This window comes from Microbulbifer sp. (assembly GCF_051659245.1).
GTDB lineage: Bacteria > Pseudomonadota > Gammaproteobacteria > Pseudomonadales > Cellvibrionaceae > Microbulbifer.
In genome coordinates this window covers 1-15,356 of the sequence record NZ_JBOFOC010000136.1, presented here as the reverse complement: position 1 = coordinate 15,356, position 15,356 = coordinate 1, and the positions used below count along the sequence as shown (strand labels likewise).

The window sequence follows — 15,356 nt, the reverse complement described above, 5'->3', positions numbered from 1 at the left end:
CTTGCGGAGCTGGAGCTCCGCGTTCCCAGGGCCGGCTTTCGCCGGCTTGCGGAGCTGGAGCTCCGCGTTCCCAGGGCCGGCTTTCGCCGGCTTGCGGAGCTGGAGCTCCGCGTTCCCAGGGCCGGCTTTCGCCGGCTTGCCGAGCTGGAGCTCGGCGTTCCCAGGGGCGGCTGTGCCGCCGTTTTGCCAGGCTGGGCCCGGCGCTCCCGGGTCGCGGCCCGCTCCGGCTCTGTCACTGCTTGAGCCGGGCGGGTGCGAGTGGTCTTGGCCGCGCTTGCGCGGTCGCGACGCTCTCCCCCGAGAGTTCTGTCTTCTGGTCCCTGACCTCCGGCTTCTGTTACTGGCAGGCCTCGCAGTCCGGGTCGTCCAGGGAGCAGGCCTGGGGCACTGCCGCCGGTGCTGCGGCCGCTGGAGCGCTGGCTCCCGAGCTCACCGCATTCAGGTTGCCGGTGCTGACGGTGGATTTTTCCGTGCTGGTGGCGGCCAGGGCGCGCAGGTAATAAGTGGTTTTGAGACCGCGGTACCAGGCCATGCGATAGGTCAGATCCAGCTTTCTGCCGTCGGCGCCGGCGATGTACAGGTTCAGTGACTGGGCCTGGTCGATCCACTTCTGGCGGCGGCTGGCGGCATCGACGATCCAGCGCGGCTCCACTTCGAAGGCGGTGGCGTACTTGGCTTTCAGTTCCGCCGGTACGCGGTCGATCTTCTGCACCGAGCCCTCGTAATATTTCAGGTCGTTGACCATCACCTTGTCCCACAGGTCCAGGGCTTTCAGGTCGTGCACCAGGTAGGGGTTGACCACGGTGAACTCGCCGGACAGGTTCGATTTCACATACAGATTCTGGTATGTGGGCTCGATGGACTGGGAGACTCCGGTGATATTGGCGATGGTGGCAGTGGGGGCGATCGCCATCACGTTGGAGTTGCGCATGCCCTGCTTTTTCACTTTTGCGCGCAGGTTATCCCAGTCCTGGGTGGCGCTGGTGTCCTGTTCGATAAACTGCTCGCCGCGCTGCTCCGCCAGGACCTTAATGGAGTCCAGCGGCAGTATGCCCTTGCTCCAAAGGGAGCCTTCATAGCTCTGGTACTTGCCGCGCTCTGCGGCCAGGTCGCTGGAGGCGGAGATGGCCTGGTAGCTGATCGCCTCCATGGTGGTGTCGGCGAAGGCTACGGCTTCATCGCTGGCGTAGGAGATGCCGGCCTTGTAGAGCGCGTCCTGGAAGCCCATCAGGCCCAGGCCCACCGGGCGGTGGCGCATGTTGGACTGGCGCGCGGTTTCGACGGAGTAGTAGTTGATGTCGATCACGTTATCCAGCATGCGCACGGCGGTCTTCACGGTGCGCGCCAGTTTTTCCTGATCGAGTTTATTGTCTTCGATATGCTGGGCCAGGTTCACGGAACCCAGGTTGCACACGGCGATTTCGTCATTGGCCCGGGTGTTCAGGGTGATCTCGGTGCACAGGTTGGAGGAGTGCACCACGCCCACGTGCTGCTGCGGGCTGCGCAGGTTGCAGGCGTCTTTGAAGGTGATCCAGGGGTGGCCGGTCTCGAACAGCATGCCCAGCATCTTGCGCCACAGGTCCACCGCGCGCACTTTCTTGTGCAGCTTCAGCTTGCCTTCGGCGACCAGTTGCTCGTAGTGGGTGTAGCGCTCCTCGAAGGCGGTGCCGAACAGGTCGTGCAGGTCCGGGGTGTCGCTGGGGGAGAAGAGGGTCCACTCCTTGTCTTCGAAGACGCGCTTCATAAACAGGTCCGGCACCCAGTTGGCGGTATTCATGTCGTGGGTGCGGCGGCGGTCGTCGCCGGTGTTCTTGCGCAGTTCGAGGAACTCCTCGATATCCAGGTGCCAGGTCTCCAGGTAGGCGCAGACCGCGCCCTTGCGCTTGCCGCCCTGGTTCACCGCCACCGCGGTGTCGTTGGCCACTTTCAAAAACGGTACCACGCCCTGGGATTTGCCGTTGGTGCCCTTGATGTAGGCGCCGAGGCTGCGCACCGGGGTCCAGTCGTTGCCCAGGCCGCCGGCCCACTTGGACAGCATGGCGTTGTCGCGGATGGCGCCGTAGATGCCCTCCAGGTCGTCCGGCACCGTGGTGAGGTAGCAGGAGGACAGCTGCGGGCGCAGGGTGCCGGCGTTGAACAGGGTGGGCGTGGAGCTCATGTAGTCGAAGGAGCTCAGCAGGTTGTAGAACTCGATCGCGCGCCCGTTGGGGTCGTCTTCATTGATGGCGAGACCCATGGCGACGCGCATAAAGAAGATCTGCGGTAGCTCGAAACGGATTTCGTCCGAGTGCAGGAAGTAGCGGTCGTACAGGGTCTGCAGGCCCAGGTAGCTGAACTGGTGATCGCGCTCGCCTTTCAGGGCCTCGCCCAGCTGCGTCAGGTCGAAGGTGGCCAGCGCCGGGTCCAGCAGTTCCAGTTCGATGCCCCTTTGCACATAGGCTTCCAGGGCTTTGCCGTAGAGGGTTTCCATCTCGTGCTGGGTGGCGCGCTCGGCGACGCCGAGGAAGCGCAGCGCCTCGGCGCGGAGCTTGTCCAGCAGCAGGCAGGCGGTGGCGTAGGTGTAGTTGGGTTCCTGCTCGACCATGGTGCGCGCGGTGATCACCAGCGCGGTGTTGATATCGGTTTCGGAGACGCCGTCGTAGAGATTCTTCAGCGCTTCGGAGAGGATCGCCTCGCCATCCACATCCTTCAGGCCCTCGCAGGCCTCGCTCACCACGGTGCGCAGGCGCTCCATGTCCAGCGGAACCAGGGTGCCGTCTTCCATCTTGACGCGGATACTGGGGTGAGCCTGTGCGGAGTGTTGTGCGGTTTTCTGTTGGTTCTTTTGCTGGTCCTTCTCCGCGCGCAGGCGGGCGTGTTCCTCGCGGTAGAGCACGTAGTCGCGGGCGATCCTGTGCTCGCCGGAGCGCATCAGCGCCAGTTCCACCTGGTCCTGGATCTCCTCGATATGGATGGTGCCGCCGGAGGGCATGCGGCGCTGGAAGGTGGCGCTGATCTGCGCCACCAGGTCGCCCACCTGCTCGTGAATGCGGCTGGAGGCTGCGGCGGTACCGCCCTCGACGGCGAGGAAGGCCTTGGTGACCGCAACGGAAATTTTGCTGTCGTCGTAGGGCACTACGGTACCGTTGCGCTTGATGACGCGAATCTGTCCCGGTGCGGTTGCGGCCAGGGTGGTGTTGCCGCCGGTCTGCTCCCTGGTTGTAGTTGTTTTTTCAGTAGGCACGGATTGAGAGTGCCCTGTCTCTGTGTGCATGAATTTCTCCGCGTGTATGTACTGTTCTTCCGCTTCTGTCCGATCGGACAGCACCCTCGAAGGGAGATGGGGCGGTAACGGGTCCCTCGTTTTTCCTTCCGGAGCCCTCCGGGCCCGGGGTGGGAACAGGCCGCTTTGCCGTCGGCGCTCCTCCGTTTTTGGGGGGGCCTCCGGGTGCCTGCGGCGGATAGTCCATTCCGCCTGGTTACCTCTGATTTGCTTTTGGGAAAGCTGTGTCTGACTGGTGTACCGCAATGGGCGGCGCCGGGTCGGATCGGCCCCCGTCGGCTGGGGGGTTGTACCTGGGGCGCACCCCAATATATTGGGGTTGCGTCTCGACTGACCAACAAGATAATGCGGTAGAGGGGCTATTTCAAGGCGAATAACTCCGTAGTTTGCTGTGGATAATTTGTGGGTAGTCCTGCAATTGTCAGTGACCACTTTCGTGCCAGTGCCCGCCGTTACTGGGGGTGGCTGAAATCTGTACAGCGGTTTTTTATCCGGGAGGGGCTTTAAGAATTTTTTTTAATAGTAAGTGAGCGCTAAATTAACCCTAGCAATAACTGTCCAAGATTGTTTGGTTTTTGAGCAAAATGGTGCCCGGCCGGTAGGTTTTGCGGCGCCTATTTAATCATTTGCGCGCTGTTTAGCCAGCAATCGACCGCGACCGGCGATCTCCTATTGACCCGCCATACCGGCCCAGGCCGGTATGGCGGGGGTATGGGCCCTCAGGGGGTCAATCGCTGTGCTCCTGCAGGAACTCCATCAGCGCTTTCTGCGCGTGCAAGCGGTTCTCCGCCTCGTCCCAGACCACGGAGATGCCCTCGTCCTCCAGCAGCTCTCCGCTCACTTCCTCGCCGCGGTGGGCGGGCAGGCAGTGCATGAACACGGCGCCGCTGTTGGCGTGACTCATCAGTTCGTGGTCGACCAGGAAGCTCTGGAAGGCGCGTTTGCGCTCCTGCTGCTCGGTTTCCTGGCCCATGGAGGCCCAGACGTCGGTGGCCACCCAGTCGGCGCCGCGCACCGCGTCTGCGGGTTTGCGCACAATGCTCACCCTGTCGCCGGCGGCGGCGACTATGGCCTCGTCCGGCTCGTAACCCTCGGGGCAGGCGATACGCAGCTCGAAGTCGCACCGGCGTGCGGCGTTGATGTACGAGTGGCACATGTTGTTGCCGTCGCCCACCCAGGCCACCACCTTGCCCCGGGGGCTGCCGCGGTGCTCCACATAGGTCTGGATGTCCGCGAGCAGTTGGCAGGGGTGGTAGCTGTCGGACAGGGCGTTGATTACCGGTACGCGGCTGTATTGGGCGAAGCGCTCCAGTACGTTGTGACCGAAGGTGCGGATCATCACCATATCCACCATGCGCGAGATGACCCGCGCGCTGTCCTCGATGGGCTCGCCGCGGCCCAACTGGGTGTCGCGGGGGGAGAGGAAGATGGCGCTGCCGCCCATCTGTGCCATGCCCGCCTCGAAGGACACCCGGGTGCGGGTGGAGGATTTCTCGAAGATCATCCCCAGTACCTTGTCGCGGAAGGGCTCGGTGGCGATGCCTTGGGCACGCAGGGTTTTCAGTTCGATGGCGCGCTCGATAACGCCGTTGAGCTCATCCCCGGACAGGTCCAGCAGGGTGAGAAAGTGTCTGGCCATAAGTCGTTCCCTCCTAAATTCAGGCCGCTTGCCGGGTAAAGTTCTCGATCAGTGTGCTCACGGTGGCGCCGATCTGGCGGCACTCGGCGTCGCTCAGGGTGAGCGGTGGCAGCAGGCGCACCACGTTGCCGGCGGTGACATTGATCAGCAGGTCGCGGGTGCGCGCCTGTTCTACCAGTTCGGCACAGGGGCGGTCCAGTTCGATGCCGATCAGCAGGCCCAGGCCGCGGATCTCGCGGACCGCGGCACAGCCGGCCAACTGCTCGCGCAGCTGTTGCAGCAGCTGTTCCCCCAGTTTTGCGGCGCGCTCGATCAGCCATTCCCCTTCCAGGGTGTCCAGCACCGCCAGGCCGGCGCGGCAGGCCAGGGGATTGCCGCCAAAGGTGGAGCCGTGGCTGCCGGCGGTAAACAGCTGCGCCGCTTTGCCCCGCGCCAGGCAGGCGCCGATGGGCACGCCGTTGCCCAGGCCCTTGGCGGTGGTGACCACGTCCGGCAGTATGCCGTTGTGCTGGTAGGCGAACAGTTTACCGCTGCGGCCGTTGGCGCTCTGGATTTCGTCCAGCATCAGCAGCCAGTCCTGCCTGTCGCACAGGTCGCGCAATTTATTCAGGTAGTCCGGTGCCGGCACCCGGATACCGCCTTCTCCCTGCACCGGCTCCACCAACACCGCGACTATGTCGTTGTGCTGGGTGGCCAGCTTTTCGATTGCGGCGACGTCGTTGTAGGGCACGCGCAGGAACCCCTCCGGCAGCGGCGCGAAACCCTGCTGGATCTTTTCGTTGCCGGTGGCGGTGAGGGTGGCGAGCGTGCGGCCGTGGAAGGCGCCCTCCATCACCACGATGCGCGGCACCGCAAGGCCGCGCTCGTTGCCGAGCCGGCGCGCCAGCTTGATCGCTGCCTCATTGGCCTCGGCGCCGGAGTTGGAAAAGAACACATTGTCCATGCCCGACAGGGCCACCAGCTTCTCCGCAAGTTGCTCCTGCGCGGGGATATTGTAGAGGTTGGAGACGTGCAGCAGGGTCTGCGCCTGGTCCTGCAGCGCTTCGGTGACCGCCGGATGGCAGTGGCCCAGGCCGCACACGGCGATTCCGGAAATGGCGTCCAGGTAGCGTCGGCCGGCGTCGTCCCACACGTAGTTGCCTTCACCCCTGACCAGGGTCAGGGTTCTGGTGCCGTAGTTCTGCATGAGTGCGGGAATGGCCACTTTGCTGTCTCCTCTATGGTGGGCCTGAAAAACCGGAGGAGCCGCAGAAAGTTCGGCATGGGCGCCATTCGTCCGCAGTTTCCCCGGGAAAGCCGGCAATACTAACATACTTGTGGTGGCGCGCTACGCGGCGCGGCCACTTGGTGTGGTGCTGAAGGCCCTGTGTGGCCATCTTTTTCCAGCGACATTTCCGGTGCCCCTGCGGACCGTCGCCAGCCCCGTGTTTACTATTCTGAGAGCACTGCTTTCCCTGATTCGATGGGCAGAGAATTCCAAACCACTTCCGCGCCATTGCGCCGAGTAAATCATGAAATTCAAATGTATCGAAACCCCGGCCATTTCTCACTACGCTTATGTGATTGCCGACGGCAATTGCGCGGCGGTGGTGGATCCCCGCCGCGATGTGGACGATTACCTGGCCGCAGCCCGTGAATTCGGCTGCCGCATCACCCATGTAATCGAAACCCACCGCCAGGAGGATTTCGTGATGGGATCGGCCTACCTGGCGAGATTGACGGGGGCCCGGGTAGTCAATGGCGAGCACGAGTTGTTCGGCCATGGCGGCCTGCGCCTGGGGGATGGTGACAGCTTCACGCTGGGGAGCCTGAAAATTTGCGCCCTTCATACCCCCGGACACACGCCTGAGAGTATGTGTTACGCAGTCTATGAAAAGGGGGCCGATATCCCCTGGGGCGTATTTACCGGCGACACACTGTTTTTTGGCGATACGGGTCGCAGTGATCTGCCGGACGCCGATAAATCGGTCGAGAATGCGGCATTACTGTATGACTCCGTGCACGGCAGGCTGAAGGCGTTGGGGGATACCGTGTTGGTTTTTCCCGCGCATGGGCCGGGGTCCGTGTGTGGCAGCGGTATGTCGGAAAAGCCGTTTTCCACCATCGGTGAGGAGCGGCGTCTCAACGACGTGTTCACGCTGGACCGGGATGCATTTGCCCGCAAGAAAGGCGGCGAGCGGCTGCCGCGGCCGCCGTACTTTCGCCTGATGGAAAAGGTGAACCTGCATGGCGGGCTGGAACCACCGGAGGTTCTCGGTGCGGTCAGGTTCTTCGGGCCGGAAGAGTTTGCCGATGCGCGCAAGCGGCGGCAGGTGTTCGATACGCGGGAGCCCGAAGCCTTTGCGGGTGGCCACATTGCCGACAGCTACAGTATCTGGTTGCAGGGTTTGCCGGTTTTTGGCGGTTGGCTGGCCGACGAAACCACAGAGCTACTTTTGGTGGGAGACCGCGGCGAGGATATGGAAACTGCCGCGCTGTACCTGAGCCGCATCGGCATCGACCGGGTCGAGGGGGCCCTGGCCGGCGGTTTTGGTAGCTGGCGCAACAGTGGGCACCCGTTCCGGCACAACCGCGTGATCACCCCCCGTGAACTGATCGACCGGCTCGATGAAATGCAGGTACTCGATGTGCGCGAGGACGGCGAGTTTGACAGCGGGCATATTCCCGGCGCGGTCCATCTATACGTCGGGTATCTCGAGGAGCGCCTTTCTGAGACAGGCCTCGACAGGAACCGGCCCCTGGTGGTGACCTGCGGGGTCGGGCATCGCGCAGGACTTGCAGTCAGTATTTTGCTGCGCCTGGGGTTCACCGATGTGCGCAACCTGCTCGGGGGGATGAAGGCCTGGGGCGCCTGCGACTTTCCGATGGACTAGTCGCGAGATGCACCGGTGGGTTGGGTGGGGTACAATCCCGCCCCTCAAAACAGCGAACGGGCGCCGGGCGCCGGGCCGAAACACTTTCTAATCGAGGTTGGTCATACCTATGGACACACTGGAGAACATCAAGCAGCAGATAGCCGACAACGCGATCCTGCTCTATATGAAAGGCAGCCCCAACGCACCCCAGTGCGGCTTTTCCATGCGTGCCTCCCAGGCACTGATGGCCTGCGGCAAGCGTTTTGCCTATGTGGACGTGCTGTCCAATCCGGATATCCGCACCGAGCTGCCGAAATACGCCAACTGGCCGACTTTCCCGCAGCTGTGGGTCAAGGGCGAGCTGGTCGGCGGCTGTGACATCATTATGGAGATGTACGAAAACGGCGAGCTGAAGACCCTGGTGGAAGATGCCTCTGCCGAGAGCGAAGGCGGGGAATAGGTTTTTTTTCTCTTTGCCCAAACAAAAAAGCCGCGGTTGCCGCGGCTTTTTTATTTGGGAATGACTGTGGATATCCTGTTCCAATCAAGCGCTTACTGGCTCGTCCCCTCGCCGTAGGTTGTGCGCGGGATTATTCCCCGGTTTCCATCTGCGACTGCAGATAGTTCTGGATGCCCACCTTGTCGACCAGGTCCAGCTGGGTCTCCAGCCAGTCCACATGTTCCTCCTCGGATTCGAGGATTTTTTCCAGTAGTTCCCGGCTGCCGTAATCGCGCACCGATTCGCAGTGAGCGATGGCGTCGCGCAGGTCGGGGATGGCCTTGGATTCCAGCTTCAGGTCGCAGTTGAGCATTTCCACCGTGTCTTCCCCGATCAGCAGCTTACCCAGGTGCTGCAAATTGGGAATACCCTCGAGAAACAGAATCCGCTCAATCAGCCAATCGGCGTGTTTCATCTCATCGATGGATTCGTGGTATTCCTTTTCCGCCAGCTCTTTCAGTCCCCAGTTTTTGTACATGCGGGCATGCAGGAAGTACTGGTTGATGGCCACCAGTTCGTTGCCCAGTACTTTGTTTAAATGTTCGATAACTTTGGGATCGCCTTTCATAGCTTTTGCTCCTCTGGCCCTGCCGAGACTGAATGGATATTCAGGATATTCCTGTTTGTTAAGTTAAGCCGCGGCTGTTTTGTTGCCTGCATATTGTAGAGCCGCTGCCGCTATGCCGGTGGAGTTTGCGTCTCCCGATGGGGCAAGTCAAGAAAAAGGCGATTTTTGTTTGCGTGCGGAAAAACAGGGAAATTAAGGGAAATTCGGCAGAAAATTACAACGAGAATGATTTCCTTTTAGATTGTTTCCTGCGGATGAAAAAGACCTGTTCAATGGTGTTCAGGGAAGGTTGATTCGCTGGCGGATTCCAGAGATTTTCTTTTGGATAATTTCCCGATCGAATCGGTCTTCGATAAATTTTTCGAGGTCTTCCTCCAGGCGGTCGGTATACCTTCGCAGCGCGTGCCTGTCTTCCGAGCGGGTGCAGACATCCGCGAGGTCGAGCAGTGTATTCAGCAAGTGGTGCATGACTACACCGCTTTGGCGGCCGTATTCGCGGACTTCATCGAAAGCCGCTTGCAGCAATTCGGCGAAATCCAGCTCGACGGTTACCAGGCGCAGTTCACCGCCGTCATCGTGAAAACAGTTGGGCAGTTGCGGTCTCTGCAGCACCTTGCCGATACCGTCCACCAGGCGATCGATACAGGTGTAGGCAGTAAAGGGATCGTTGATACCCGGGGACAGGGCGCGCACCGCAATCTGTGCCAGTTGGTGAATGGAGAAGACGATGTCCTGCCCTGCGGTGGGCTGGTGACCGGTGCCGATGGCGCCGGCGACACTCTTGCTGATGGTGTCGCTGTCCAGGTGCCGTGGCGGCTGGAATACGCTTGCCACCAGCGCCCAGGAATTGAGGTAGCTGCCCGGGTGGCACTCCAGGCGGACACAGCAGTCGTGCTCGCTTGCCCAGCGGATCAGTTTTTCGCGGTCGATGGTCTGTACATAGCCGCTCTTGGCACTAAAGACGCTGAGCCGGTCTTTGCCCAGGGGCAGGCGATCGGTGTCGCAGCGCTCGGCACCTTGGCCGAAGTAGTCGTGTGCACTGGGGTAGAGGCGGTCGATGGCATCGCTGAACTCGCGGTTGATGTGAAAGGTGACGTTGTCCACCTGGATGGACTGCGCCATGTTGTGGATGAAATAGATCAGGAAGGCGATGCTGACCAGGGCCAGCAGCACTGCGGTGTGTACCGCCAGGCCGAGGTTGGTGGTGGAGTCAGTCTGGGCGTCGATGCCGCGCATGGTCACCAGTGCGTACACAAAAGTGGAGAGGAATATCCCGAGGGTATATTGGGTGCCGCGGTCGCGCATAAAGTTGCGCACCAGTCCCGGGCCGAACTGGTTGGAGGCCAGGGTGAGGGCCACGATGGTGATGGAAAATACGGTGCCGGTCACGGTGATGGTGGAGCCGGCGATCATGGACAGCAACGAGCGGGCGCTGTCCGGGTCCTGCAGGCGCATCCAGCTTATTCCCGGCAGCCCGGCGGACCCCGCGATCTGGTCTGCCAGCTGCATCCCCTGGGACAGGGCGATGGCGGTGACCACCATCACCGTCGGCACCAGCCAGAAGCTGGAGCGCAGGTGTTCGCCGAGATGCTGCAGATACTGTTTCATGGGCGGCCGGCAGTCGGGGAAAGTGCTCCGCTAAAGAAAAGTGCTCCGCTAAAAATAGGACAGGCGGGCAGTTACGTCAGGCGGTGGGGGCTGTGTTGCGGTGAGCTGCAGGGGAGCTTTGAAGGAGGGTGCGGCTGGAGGGCTCCGGGTGAGGTCAGCCGGCGGAATAGAAGAGTCCGTTGTTGCCCGCGGCCACCATGCCGCCGCTCATGGTCTCGTCGATGATTTCCTGGGTCAGTTCCGCGCAACGGCCGCACTGGGAGGACACGCCCAATTGGCGGCGCAGGGCCTTGACGGACGTGGAGCCGTCGTAGACCGCTTCCTTGATCTGGCGGTCGGTAATGCCTTTACAGATACATACGTACATCGTCGATGAGCCCTGGCGCAAATTTCGCTCTAAAACTGAGTCTGCGAAGATCGTATTGCAAGTGAGAATGAGTGTCAATAAGATTCTGTGTCTGTTCAGTTGTTATTCTAGACAAAGGTTATCCCGGTTGGCAGGGGGGTGAGTGACCGGAATGGGGGGGAAGGTCAAACACCTCCAATTCCCATTACTATCGAAGCCATATAAAAAATTAATGGGACTGAAAGAGGTGCCTGTGTATCATAGCGGGCCACTATCAAATCTGATTCAATTTATAGCGATTGCATATAAATTGACCACATTGTCGTTCCAATTTACTAACCCATCATCGGAATGAGGAGGTTCTCATGGCTGTACTGGTAGGCAAACCAGCACCGAATTTCACCGCTGCAGCGGTACTGGGCAACGGCGAGATCGTCGACACCTTTACCCTGAGCGAAGTCATCAAAGGCAAGAAGGCGGTAGTTTTCTTCTACCCGCTGGACTTCACTTTCGTGTGCCCGTCCGAGCTGATCGCTTTTGATCACCGCTATTCGGAGTTCCAGAAGCGGGGTGTGGAGGTAATCGGCGTATCCATCGATTCCCAGTTCTCCCACAATGCCTGGCGCAACACTTCCGTCAACGACGGCGGCATCGGCCCGGTAAAATACGCCCTGGTGGCCGACACCAAGCACGAGATCTGCCAGGCGTATGACGTCGAGTCCGAGGGCGGTGTGGCCTTCCGAGGCTCCTTCCTGATCGACGAAGAGGGCGTGGTGCGCCACCAGGTGGTCAACGACCTGCCGCTGGGCCGCAACGTCGACGAGATGCTGCGCATGGTCGACGCGCTGACTTTCCACCAGGAGCACGGCGAAGTCTGCCCGGCCGGCTGGCAGGAAGGGGACAAGGGCATGAGCGCCTCTCCGGCAGGTGTGGCTGCCTACCTGAGCGAGCACGCCGAGAAGCTGTAAGCATCGACGGAAATCCCCGTTTGATGCTGATTTGATGCTGAAAAGCCGCCTGCGGGCGGCTTTTTCATAGGCGTCGCTCCGCCGTGACCCATACGCCCCGCTGGTTTCCGGTCGGCATTCCGCCGATATGCCCCCGGCACGCGCTCCTTGAGTTACAATGTCGGGCTTTGTCCGGCCAGTCGGCCATGGGAGAGAATTTTTCCGCAGGCTGCTAGTCTTAAACACAGGTTTTGGATTTTGCCCCCTGCCGCGGCGGCTCGAAGTACGGCATGAAATTTCTGTCTTTATCGTCCTCTTTTTTCCCTCGGCGTCGGCGCAGTGCGCTGTGTTGCCTGCTGATGGCCCTCTGCGGCGCCTGGCTGCCGGTATGCGCTGCTGGCGATGTGGACGCCAGCGCCAGGGATTTCGACCGCTATTTCCATCAATTGATGAAAAAGCAGGATATCCCCGGGGCCGCCTATGTGATTGTGGGCGGCGACCGGGTGGTGGCCATGAACACCTACGGCGTGCGGGTCAAGGGCAGGCGTGCCCGGGTGGACCGCAACACGGTGTTCCGCCTGGCCTCGGTGTCCAAGACCTTCGCCGGCAGTATGGCCGCGGTGCTGGAGCACGAAAAAAAGTTCAGCTGGGGTGACCGGGTGGTGCGCTATGTGCCCGAGCTCAGTTTCAAGACCCCCGCGCTGTCCCGCCAGTTGCAGGTGCAGCACCTGCTCAGCCACTCATCGGGGCTGACCCCCAATGCCTACGACAACTACCTGGAAAACAACAAGCCGCTCTCCAAGATCCTGCCCCAGTTCGCCAATATCGATCCGCGCTGCAAGCCGGGCAACTGCTACGGCTACCAGAATGTGCTGTTCAGCCTGATCGAGGATGTTATCTACAAGGCCACCGGGGTCACCTACGAGCGCCAGTTGAAAGAGCGCTTCTTCGCTCCATTGAAGATGAAAAATGCTTCTCTGGGCTGGGAGAGTTTCATGGCCTCCAATAACCGCGCCGCCCCCCATGTGCAGACCGGCCGCGGCTGGCGCCCGGTGACAGTGAAAAAGGAGTACTACCTGGCGGCGCCGGCGGCGGGGGTCAATGCCAGCATCTCGGATATGGCGCAGTGGCTGAAGGCGCAGATGGGCTACTACCCCAAGGTGCTGTCGCCGGAGGTGATCCAGGACATCACCACCGAGCGGGTGGAGACCCAGCGGCATATGCGCCACCGTATCTGGCGCGACTACCTCACCCACGCCGGCTACGGCCTGGGCTGGCGCCTGTATACCATGGGCGATGACCGCATTATCTACCACGGCGGCTGGGTGGCCGGCTTCCGTGCCGCGGTGGCTTACTCTGAGAAGCAGAAGATCGGCATCGCTATCCTGATGAATGCGGAATCCCGCGTGATTGCCGACTTGACCGCCAACTTCGTGATCGATATCACCGGCAACGGTGCCCTCTCCACCGCCATGACCCGATAGGGGCGGGCACCGGGTTCGCCTCCGAGTGTCCGGCTGCCCTTGAAACCGGAAACCCTGTCCCAATATTCCTCCTCGTTCTGAATCATCTGATCGGGGAGACCTATTTCATGACCGTCGAGGCCCAAAAAGAACGCCACGGCTTCCAGACAGAAGCCAAACAACTGCTGCACCTGATGATCCACTCGCTCTACTCCAACAAGGAGATATTCCTGCGCGAGCTGGTTTCCAACGCCTCCGACGCCGCCGACAAGCTGCGTTTCGAGGCTCTGTCCAAGCCGGAACTGCTGCAGGACGACCCCGATCTGCGCATCCGCATCGAGTTCGACAGGGAGGGGGGCACCATCACCATCACCGACAACGGCATCGGCATGAGCCGCGACGAGGTGATCGAGAACCTGGGCACTATCGCCCGCTCCGGCACCGCCAGCTTCCTGCAAAACCTCACCGGCGACCAGAAGAAGGACGCGCACCTGATCGGCCAGTTCGGCGTGGGTTTCTATTCCGCATTTATCGTCGCCGACAAGGTGGACGTCTTCACTCGCCGCGCCGGCCTCGAGGCCGATCAGGGCGTACACTGGGAGTGCAGTGGCGAGGCCGAGTACAGTGTGGAAAACATCGAGTGGCCGCAGCGCGGCACCCGCGTGGTACTGCATCTGAAAGAGGAGGCGAAAGAGTTCGCCGACGGCTGGCGCCTGCGCTCCATCATCAAAAAATACTCCGACCATATCGCCATCCCCGTGGAGATGCTGAAAGAAGCACCGGCGACCGAAGGTGAGGAAGAGGGTGAAGAGAAGAAGACGGCGCCGGAATACGAGGCGATCAATGCCGCCCAGGCCCTGTGGACCCGCTCGCGCAGCGATATCAAAGCCGAGGAGTACAAGGAGTTCTACAAGCATATCTCCCACGATTTCGACGAGCCGCTCACCTGGAGCCACAACCGGGTGGAGGGCAAGCTGGATTACACCAGTCTGCTGTACATCCCCGCCCGCGCGCCCTTCGACCTCTACCAGCGCGATGCCGCCCGCGGTCTCAAGCTGTACGTGCAGCGCACTTTCATCATGGATGATGCCGAGCAGTTCCTGCCGCTCTACCTGCGCTTCGTCAAAGGCGTGCTGGACTCCAACGACCTGCCGCTGAACGTCTCCCGCGAGATATTGCAGAAGGATCGCAACACCGACGCCATCAAGAGCGCGCTCACCAAGCGTGTGCTGGATATGCTGGAAAAACTGGCAAAGAAGGATGCGGACCAGTATCAGAAATTCTGGGAGCTGTTCGGCAACGTGATGAAAGAGGGGCCGGCGGAGGACTTCGCCAACCGGGAAAAGGTGTCCAAGCTGCTGCGTTTTTCCACCACTCACACCGACGAGCCCAAACAGGACCAGTCCCTGGAAGACTACGTGGGCCGGATGAAAGACGGCCAGAAGCATATCTACTATGTGTGTGCCGACAACTTCGCCACCGCAAAATCCAGCCCCTACCTGGAAGTCTTCCGCAAGAAAGGCATCGAAGTGCTGCTGCTCACCGATCAGGTGGACGAGTGGTTCGTGGGCCATATGCACGAATTCGACGGCAAGCAGTTCCAGGACGTGGCCAAGGGCGCACTGGACCTGGGCGAAGCCGAGACCGAGGAGGACAAGGCCGAGCGCGAAAAGGTGGAGAAGGACGCCGGCGCGCTGGTGGAGCGGGTCAAAGGCGTGTTGGAAAACCGCGTGGAGGACGTGCGCGCCACCACCCGCCTGGTGGATTCCCCCGCCTGCCTGGTGGTGAGCGAACAGGATATGGGCCCCCAGATGCGCCGTATCCTCGAACAGGCCGGCCAGTCGCTACCGGAGGCCAAGCCCATATTCGAGCTGAACCCCTCCCACCCTCTGGTGCAGCGCCTGGATCAAGAGGCCGATGAAGACCGCTTTGCGGATCTCACCAACATCCTCATGGACCAGGCCAACCTGGCCGCCGGCAACCAGCTGGCCGATCCGGCGGACTATGTGCGTCGGCTCAATACGCTGCTGCTGGAGCTGAACGCCTAGACTTTTCCTTCACGCCCCTCTCCCGCTTGCGGGAGAGGGGCTGGGGGAGAGGGAAAAATAGGAGCGGCGGGGCGGCCATCCGCCCATGGCCGCGATCGGACTTAACGGTTGCCCCGGACCT

Annotated in this window: 11 protein-coding genes; 5 read left to right on the top strand and 6 right to left on the bottom strand. The window is 61.2% G+C overall.

The window, feature by feature from the left end:
• Window positions 1–337: 337 nt before the first annotated feature.
• The 3 genes from ACRC0P_RS13970 to ACRC0P_RS13960 all read right to left on the bottom strand — a co-directional run bounded on the left by ACRC0P_RS13970 (window position 338) and on the right by ACRC0P_RS13960 (window position 6,105).
• Window positions 338–3,253 (bottom strand): ribonucleoside-diphosphate reductase subunit alpha, encoded by a 2,916-nt coding sequence (locus ACRC0P_RS13970; protein WP_438631915.1) that lies wholly within the window; start codon window positions 3,251–3,253, stop codon window positions 338–340.
• A gap of 736 nt (window positions 3,254–3,989) precedes the next feature.
• Window positions 3,990–4,901: an ornithine carbamoyltransferase gene (gene argF / locus ACRC0P_RS13965; protein ID WP_438631914.1), complete on the bottom strand. Its 912-nt coding sequence runs from the start codon at window positions 4,899–4,901 to the stop codon at window positions 3,990–3,992.
• A 19-nt stretch (window positions 4,902–4,920) separates the two neighbouring features.
• Window positions 4,921–6,105, bottom strand: coding sequence for an aspartate aminotransferase family protein (locus ACRC0P_RS13960; protein WP_438631913.1), 1,185 nt, complete (start codon window positions 6,103–6,105; stop codon window positions 4,921–4,923).
• Between the two features lie 307 nt (window positions 6,106–6,412).
• On the opposite strand from ACRC0P_RS13960, the gene ACRC0P_RS13955 reads away from it, so the two are divergent.
• A complete protein-coding gene (locus ACRC0P_RS13955; protein ID WP_438631912.1) occupies window positions 6,413–7,774 on the top strand; it encodes an MBL fold metallo-hydrolase in 1,362 nt (453 codons plus the stop codon).
• 109 nt (window positions 7,775–7,883) lie between these two features.
• Entirely contained in the window at window positions 7,884–8,216 is a 333-nt protein-coding gene (gene grxD, locus ACRC0P_RS13950; RefSeq protein ID WP_438631911.1) for a Grx4 family monothiol glutaredoxin, read from the top strand.
• A gap of 130 nt (window positions 8,217–8,346) precedes the next feature.
• Here grxD and bfr read toward each other — a convergent pair whose 3' ends face one another.
• From bfr to ACRC0P_RS13935, 3 genes are all read right to left on the bottom strand, one after another.
• Window positions 8,347–8,823 carry a bacterioferritin gene (gene bfr / locus ACRC0P_RS13945; protein WP_438631910.1) on the bottom strand — a complete coding sequence of 159 codons (477 nt, stop codon included), beginning with the start codon at window positions 8,821–8,823 and terminating at the stop codon, window positions 8,347–8,349.
• A gap of 279 nt (window positions 8,824–9,102) precedes the next feature.
• Window positions 9,103–10,431 (bottom strand): DUF2254 domain-containing protein, encoded by a 1,329-nt coding sequence (locus ACRC0P_RS13940; protein ID WP_438631909.1) that lies wholly within the window; start codon window positions 10,429–10,431, stop codon window positions 9,103–9,105.
• A gap of 154 nt (window positions 10,432–10,585) precedes the next feature.
• Entirely contained in the window at window positions 10,586–10,798 is a 213-nt protein-coding gene (locus ACRC0P_RS13935) for a bacterioferritin-associated ferredoxin (RefSeq protein WP_183455956.1), read from the bottom strand.
• Window positions 10,799–11,142: 344 nt separating this feature from the next.
• On the opposite strand from ACRC0P_RS13935, the gene ACRC0P_RS13930 reads away from it, so the two are divergent.
• From ACRC0P_RS13930 to htpG, 3 genes are all read left to right on the top strand, one after another.
• On the top strand, window positions 11,143–11,745 hold the full coding sequence (locus ACRC0P_RS13930; protein ID WP_438631908.1) for a peroxiredoxin: 603 nt from the start codon (window positions 11,143–11,145) through the stop codon (window positions 11,743–11,745).
• A gap of 269 nt (window positions 11,746–12,014) precedes the next feature.
• Complete coding sequence (locus ACRC0P_RS13925; protein WP_438631907.1) at window positions 12,015–13,208, top strand: serine hydrolase domain-containing protein; 1,194 nt, start codon at window positions 12,015–12,017, stop codon at window positions 13,206–13,208.
• 107 nt (window positions 13,209–13,315) lie between these two features.
• Entirely contained in the window at window positions 13,316–15,235 is a 1,920-nt protein-coding gene (htpG, locus tag ACRC0P_RS13920; RefSeq protein ID WP_438631906.1) for a molecular chaperone HtpG, read from the top strand.
• Window positions 15,236–15,356: the final 121 nt, after the last annotated feature.

What these genes read in the sequence shown, in the direction of transcription:
- ACRC0P_RS13940 (WP_438631909.1), bottom strand. Translation starts at nt 10,431, where the DNA reads ATGAAACAGTATCTGCAGCATCTCGGCGAACACCTGCGCTCCAGCTTC.
- bfr (WP_438631910.1), bottom strand. Translation starts at nt 8,823, where the DNA reads ATGAAAGGCGATCCCAAAGTTATCGAACATTTAAACAAAGTACTGGGC.
- grxD (WP_438631911.1), top strand. Translation starts at nt 7,884, where the DNA reads ATGGACACACTGGAGAACATCAAGCAGCAGATAGCCGACAACGCGATC.
- ACRC0P_RS13955 (WP_438631912.1), top strand. Translation starts at nt 6,413, where the DNA reads ATGAAATTCAAATGTATCGAAACCCCGGCCATTTCTCACTACGCTTAT.
- htpG (WP_438631906.1), top strand. Translation starts at nt 13,316, where the DNA reads ATGACCGTCGAGGCCCAAAAAGAACGCCACGGCTTCCAGACAGAAGCC.
- ACRC0P_RS13935 (WP_183455956.1), bottom strand. Translation starts at nt 10,798, where the DNA reads ATGTACGTATGTATCTGTAAAGGCATTACCGACCGCCAGATCAAGGAA.
- argF (WP_438631914.1), bottom strand. Translation starts at nt 4,901, where the DNA reads ATGGCCAGACACTTTCTCACCCTGCTGGACCTGTCCGGGGATGAGCTC.
- ACRC0P_RS13930 (WP_438631908.1), top strand. Translation starts at nt 11,143, where the DNA reads ATGGCTGTACTGGTAGGCAAACCAGCACCGAATTTCACCGCTGCAGCG.
- ACRC0P_RS13925 (WP_438631907.1), top strand. Translation starts at nt 12,015, where the DNA reads ATGAAATTTCTGTCTTTATCGTCCTCTTTTTTCCCTCGGCGTCGGCGC.
- ACRC0P_RS13970 (WP_438631915.1), bottom strand. Translation starts at nt 3,253, where the DNA reads ATGCACACAGAGACAGGGCACTCTCAATCCGTGCCTACTGAAAAAACA.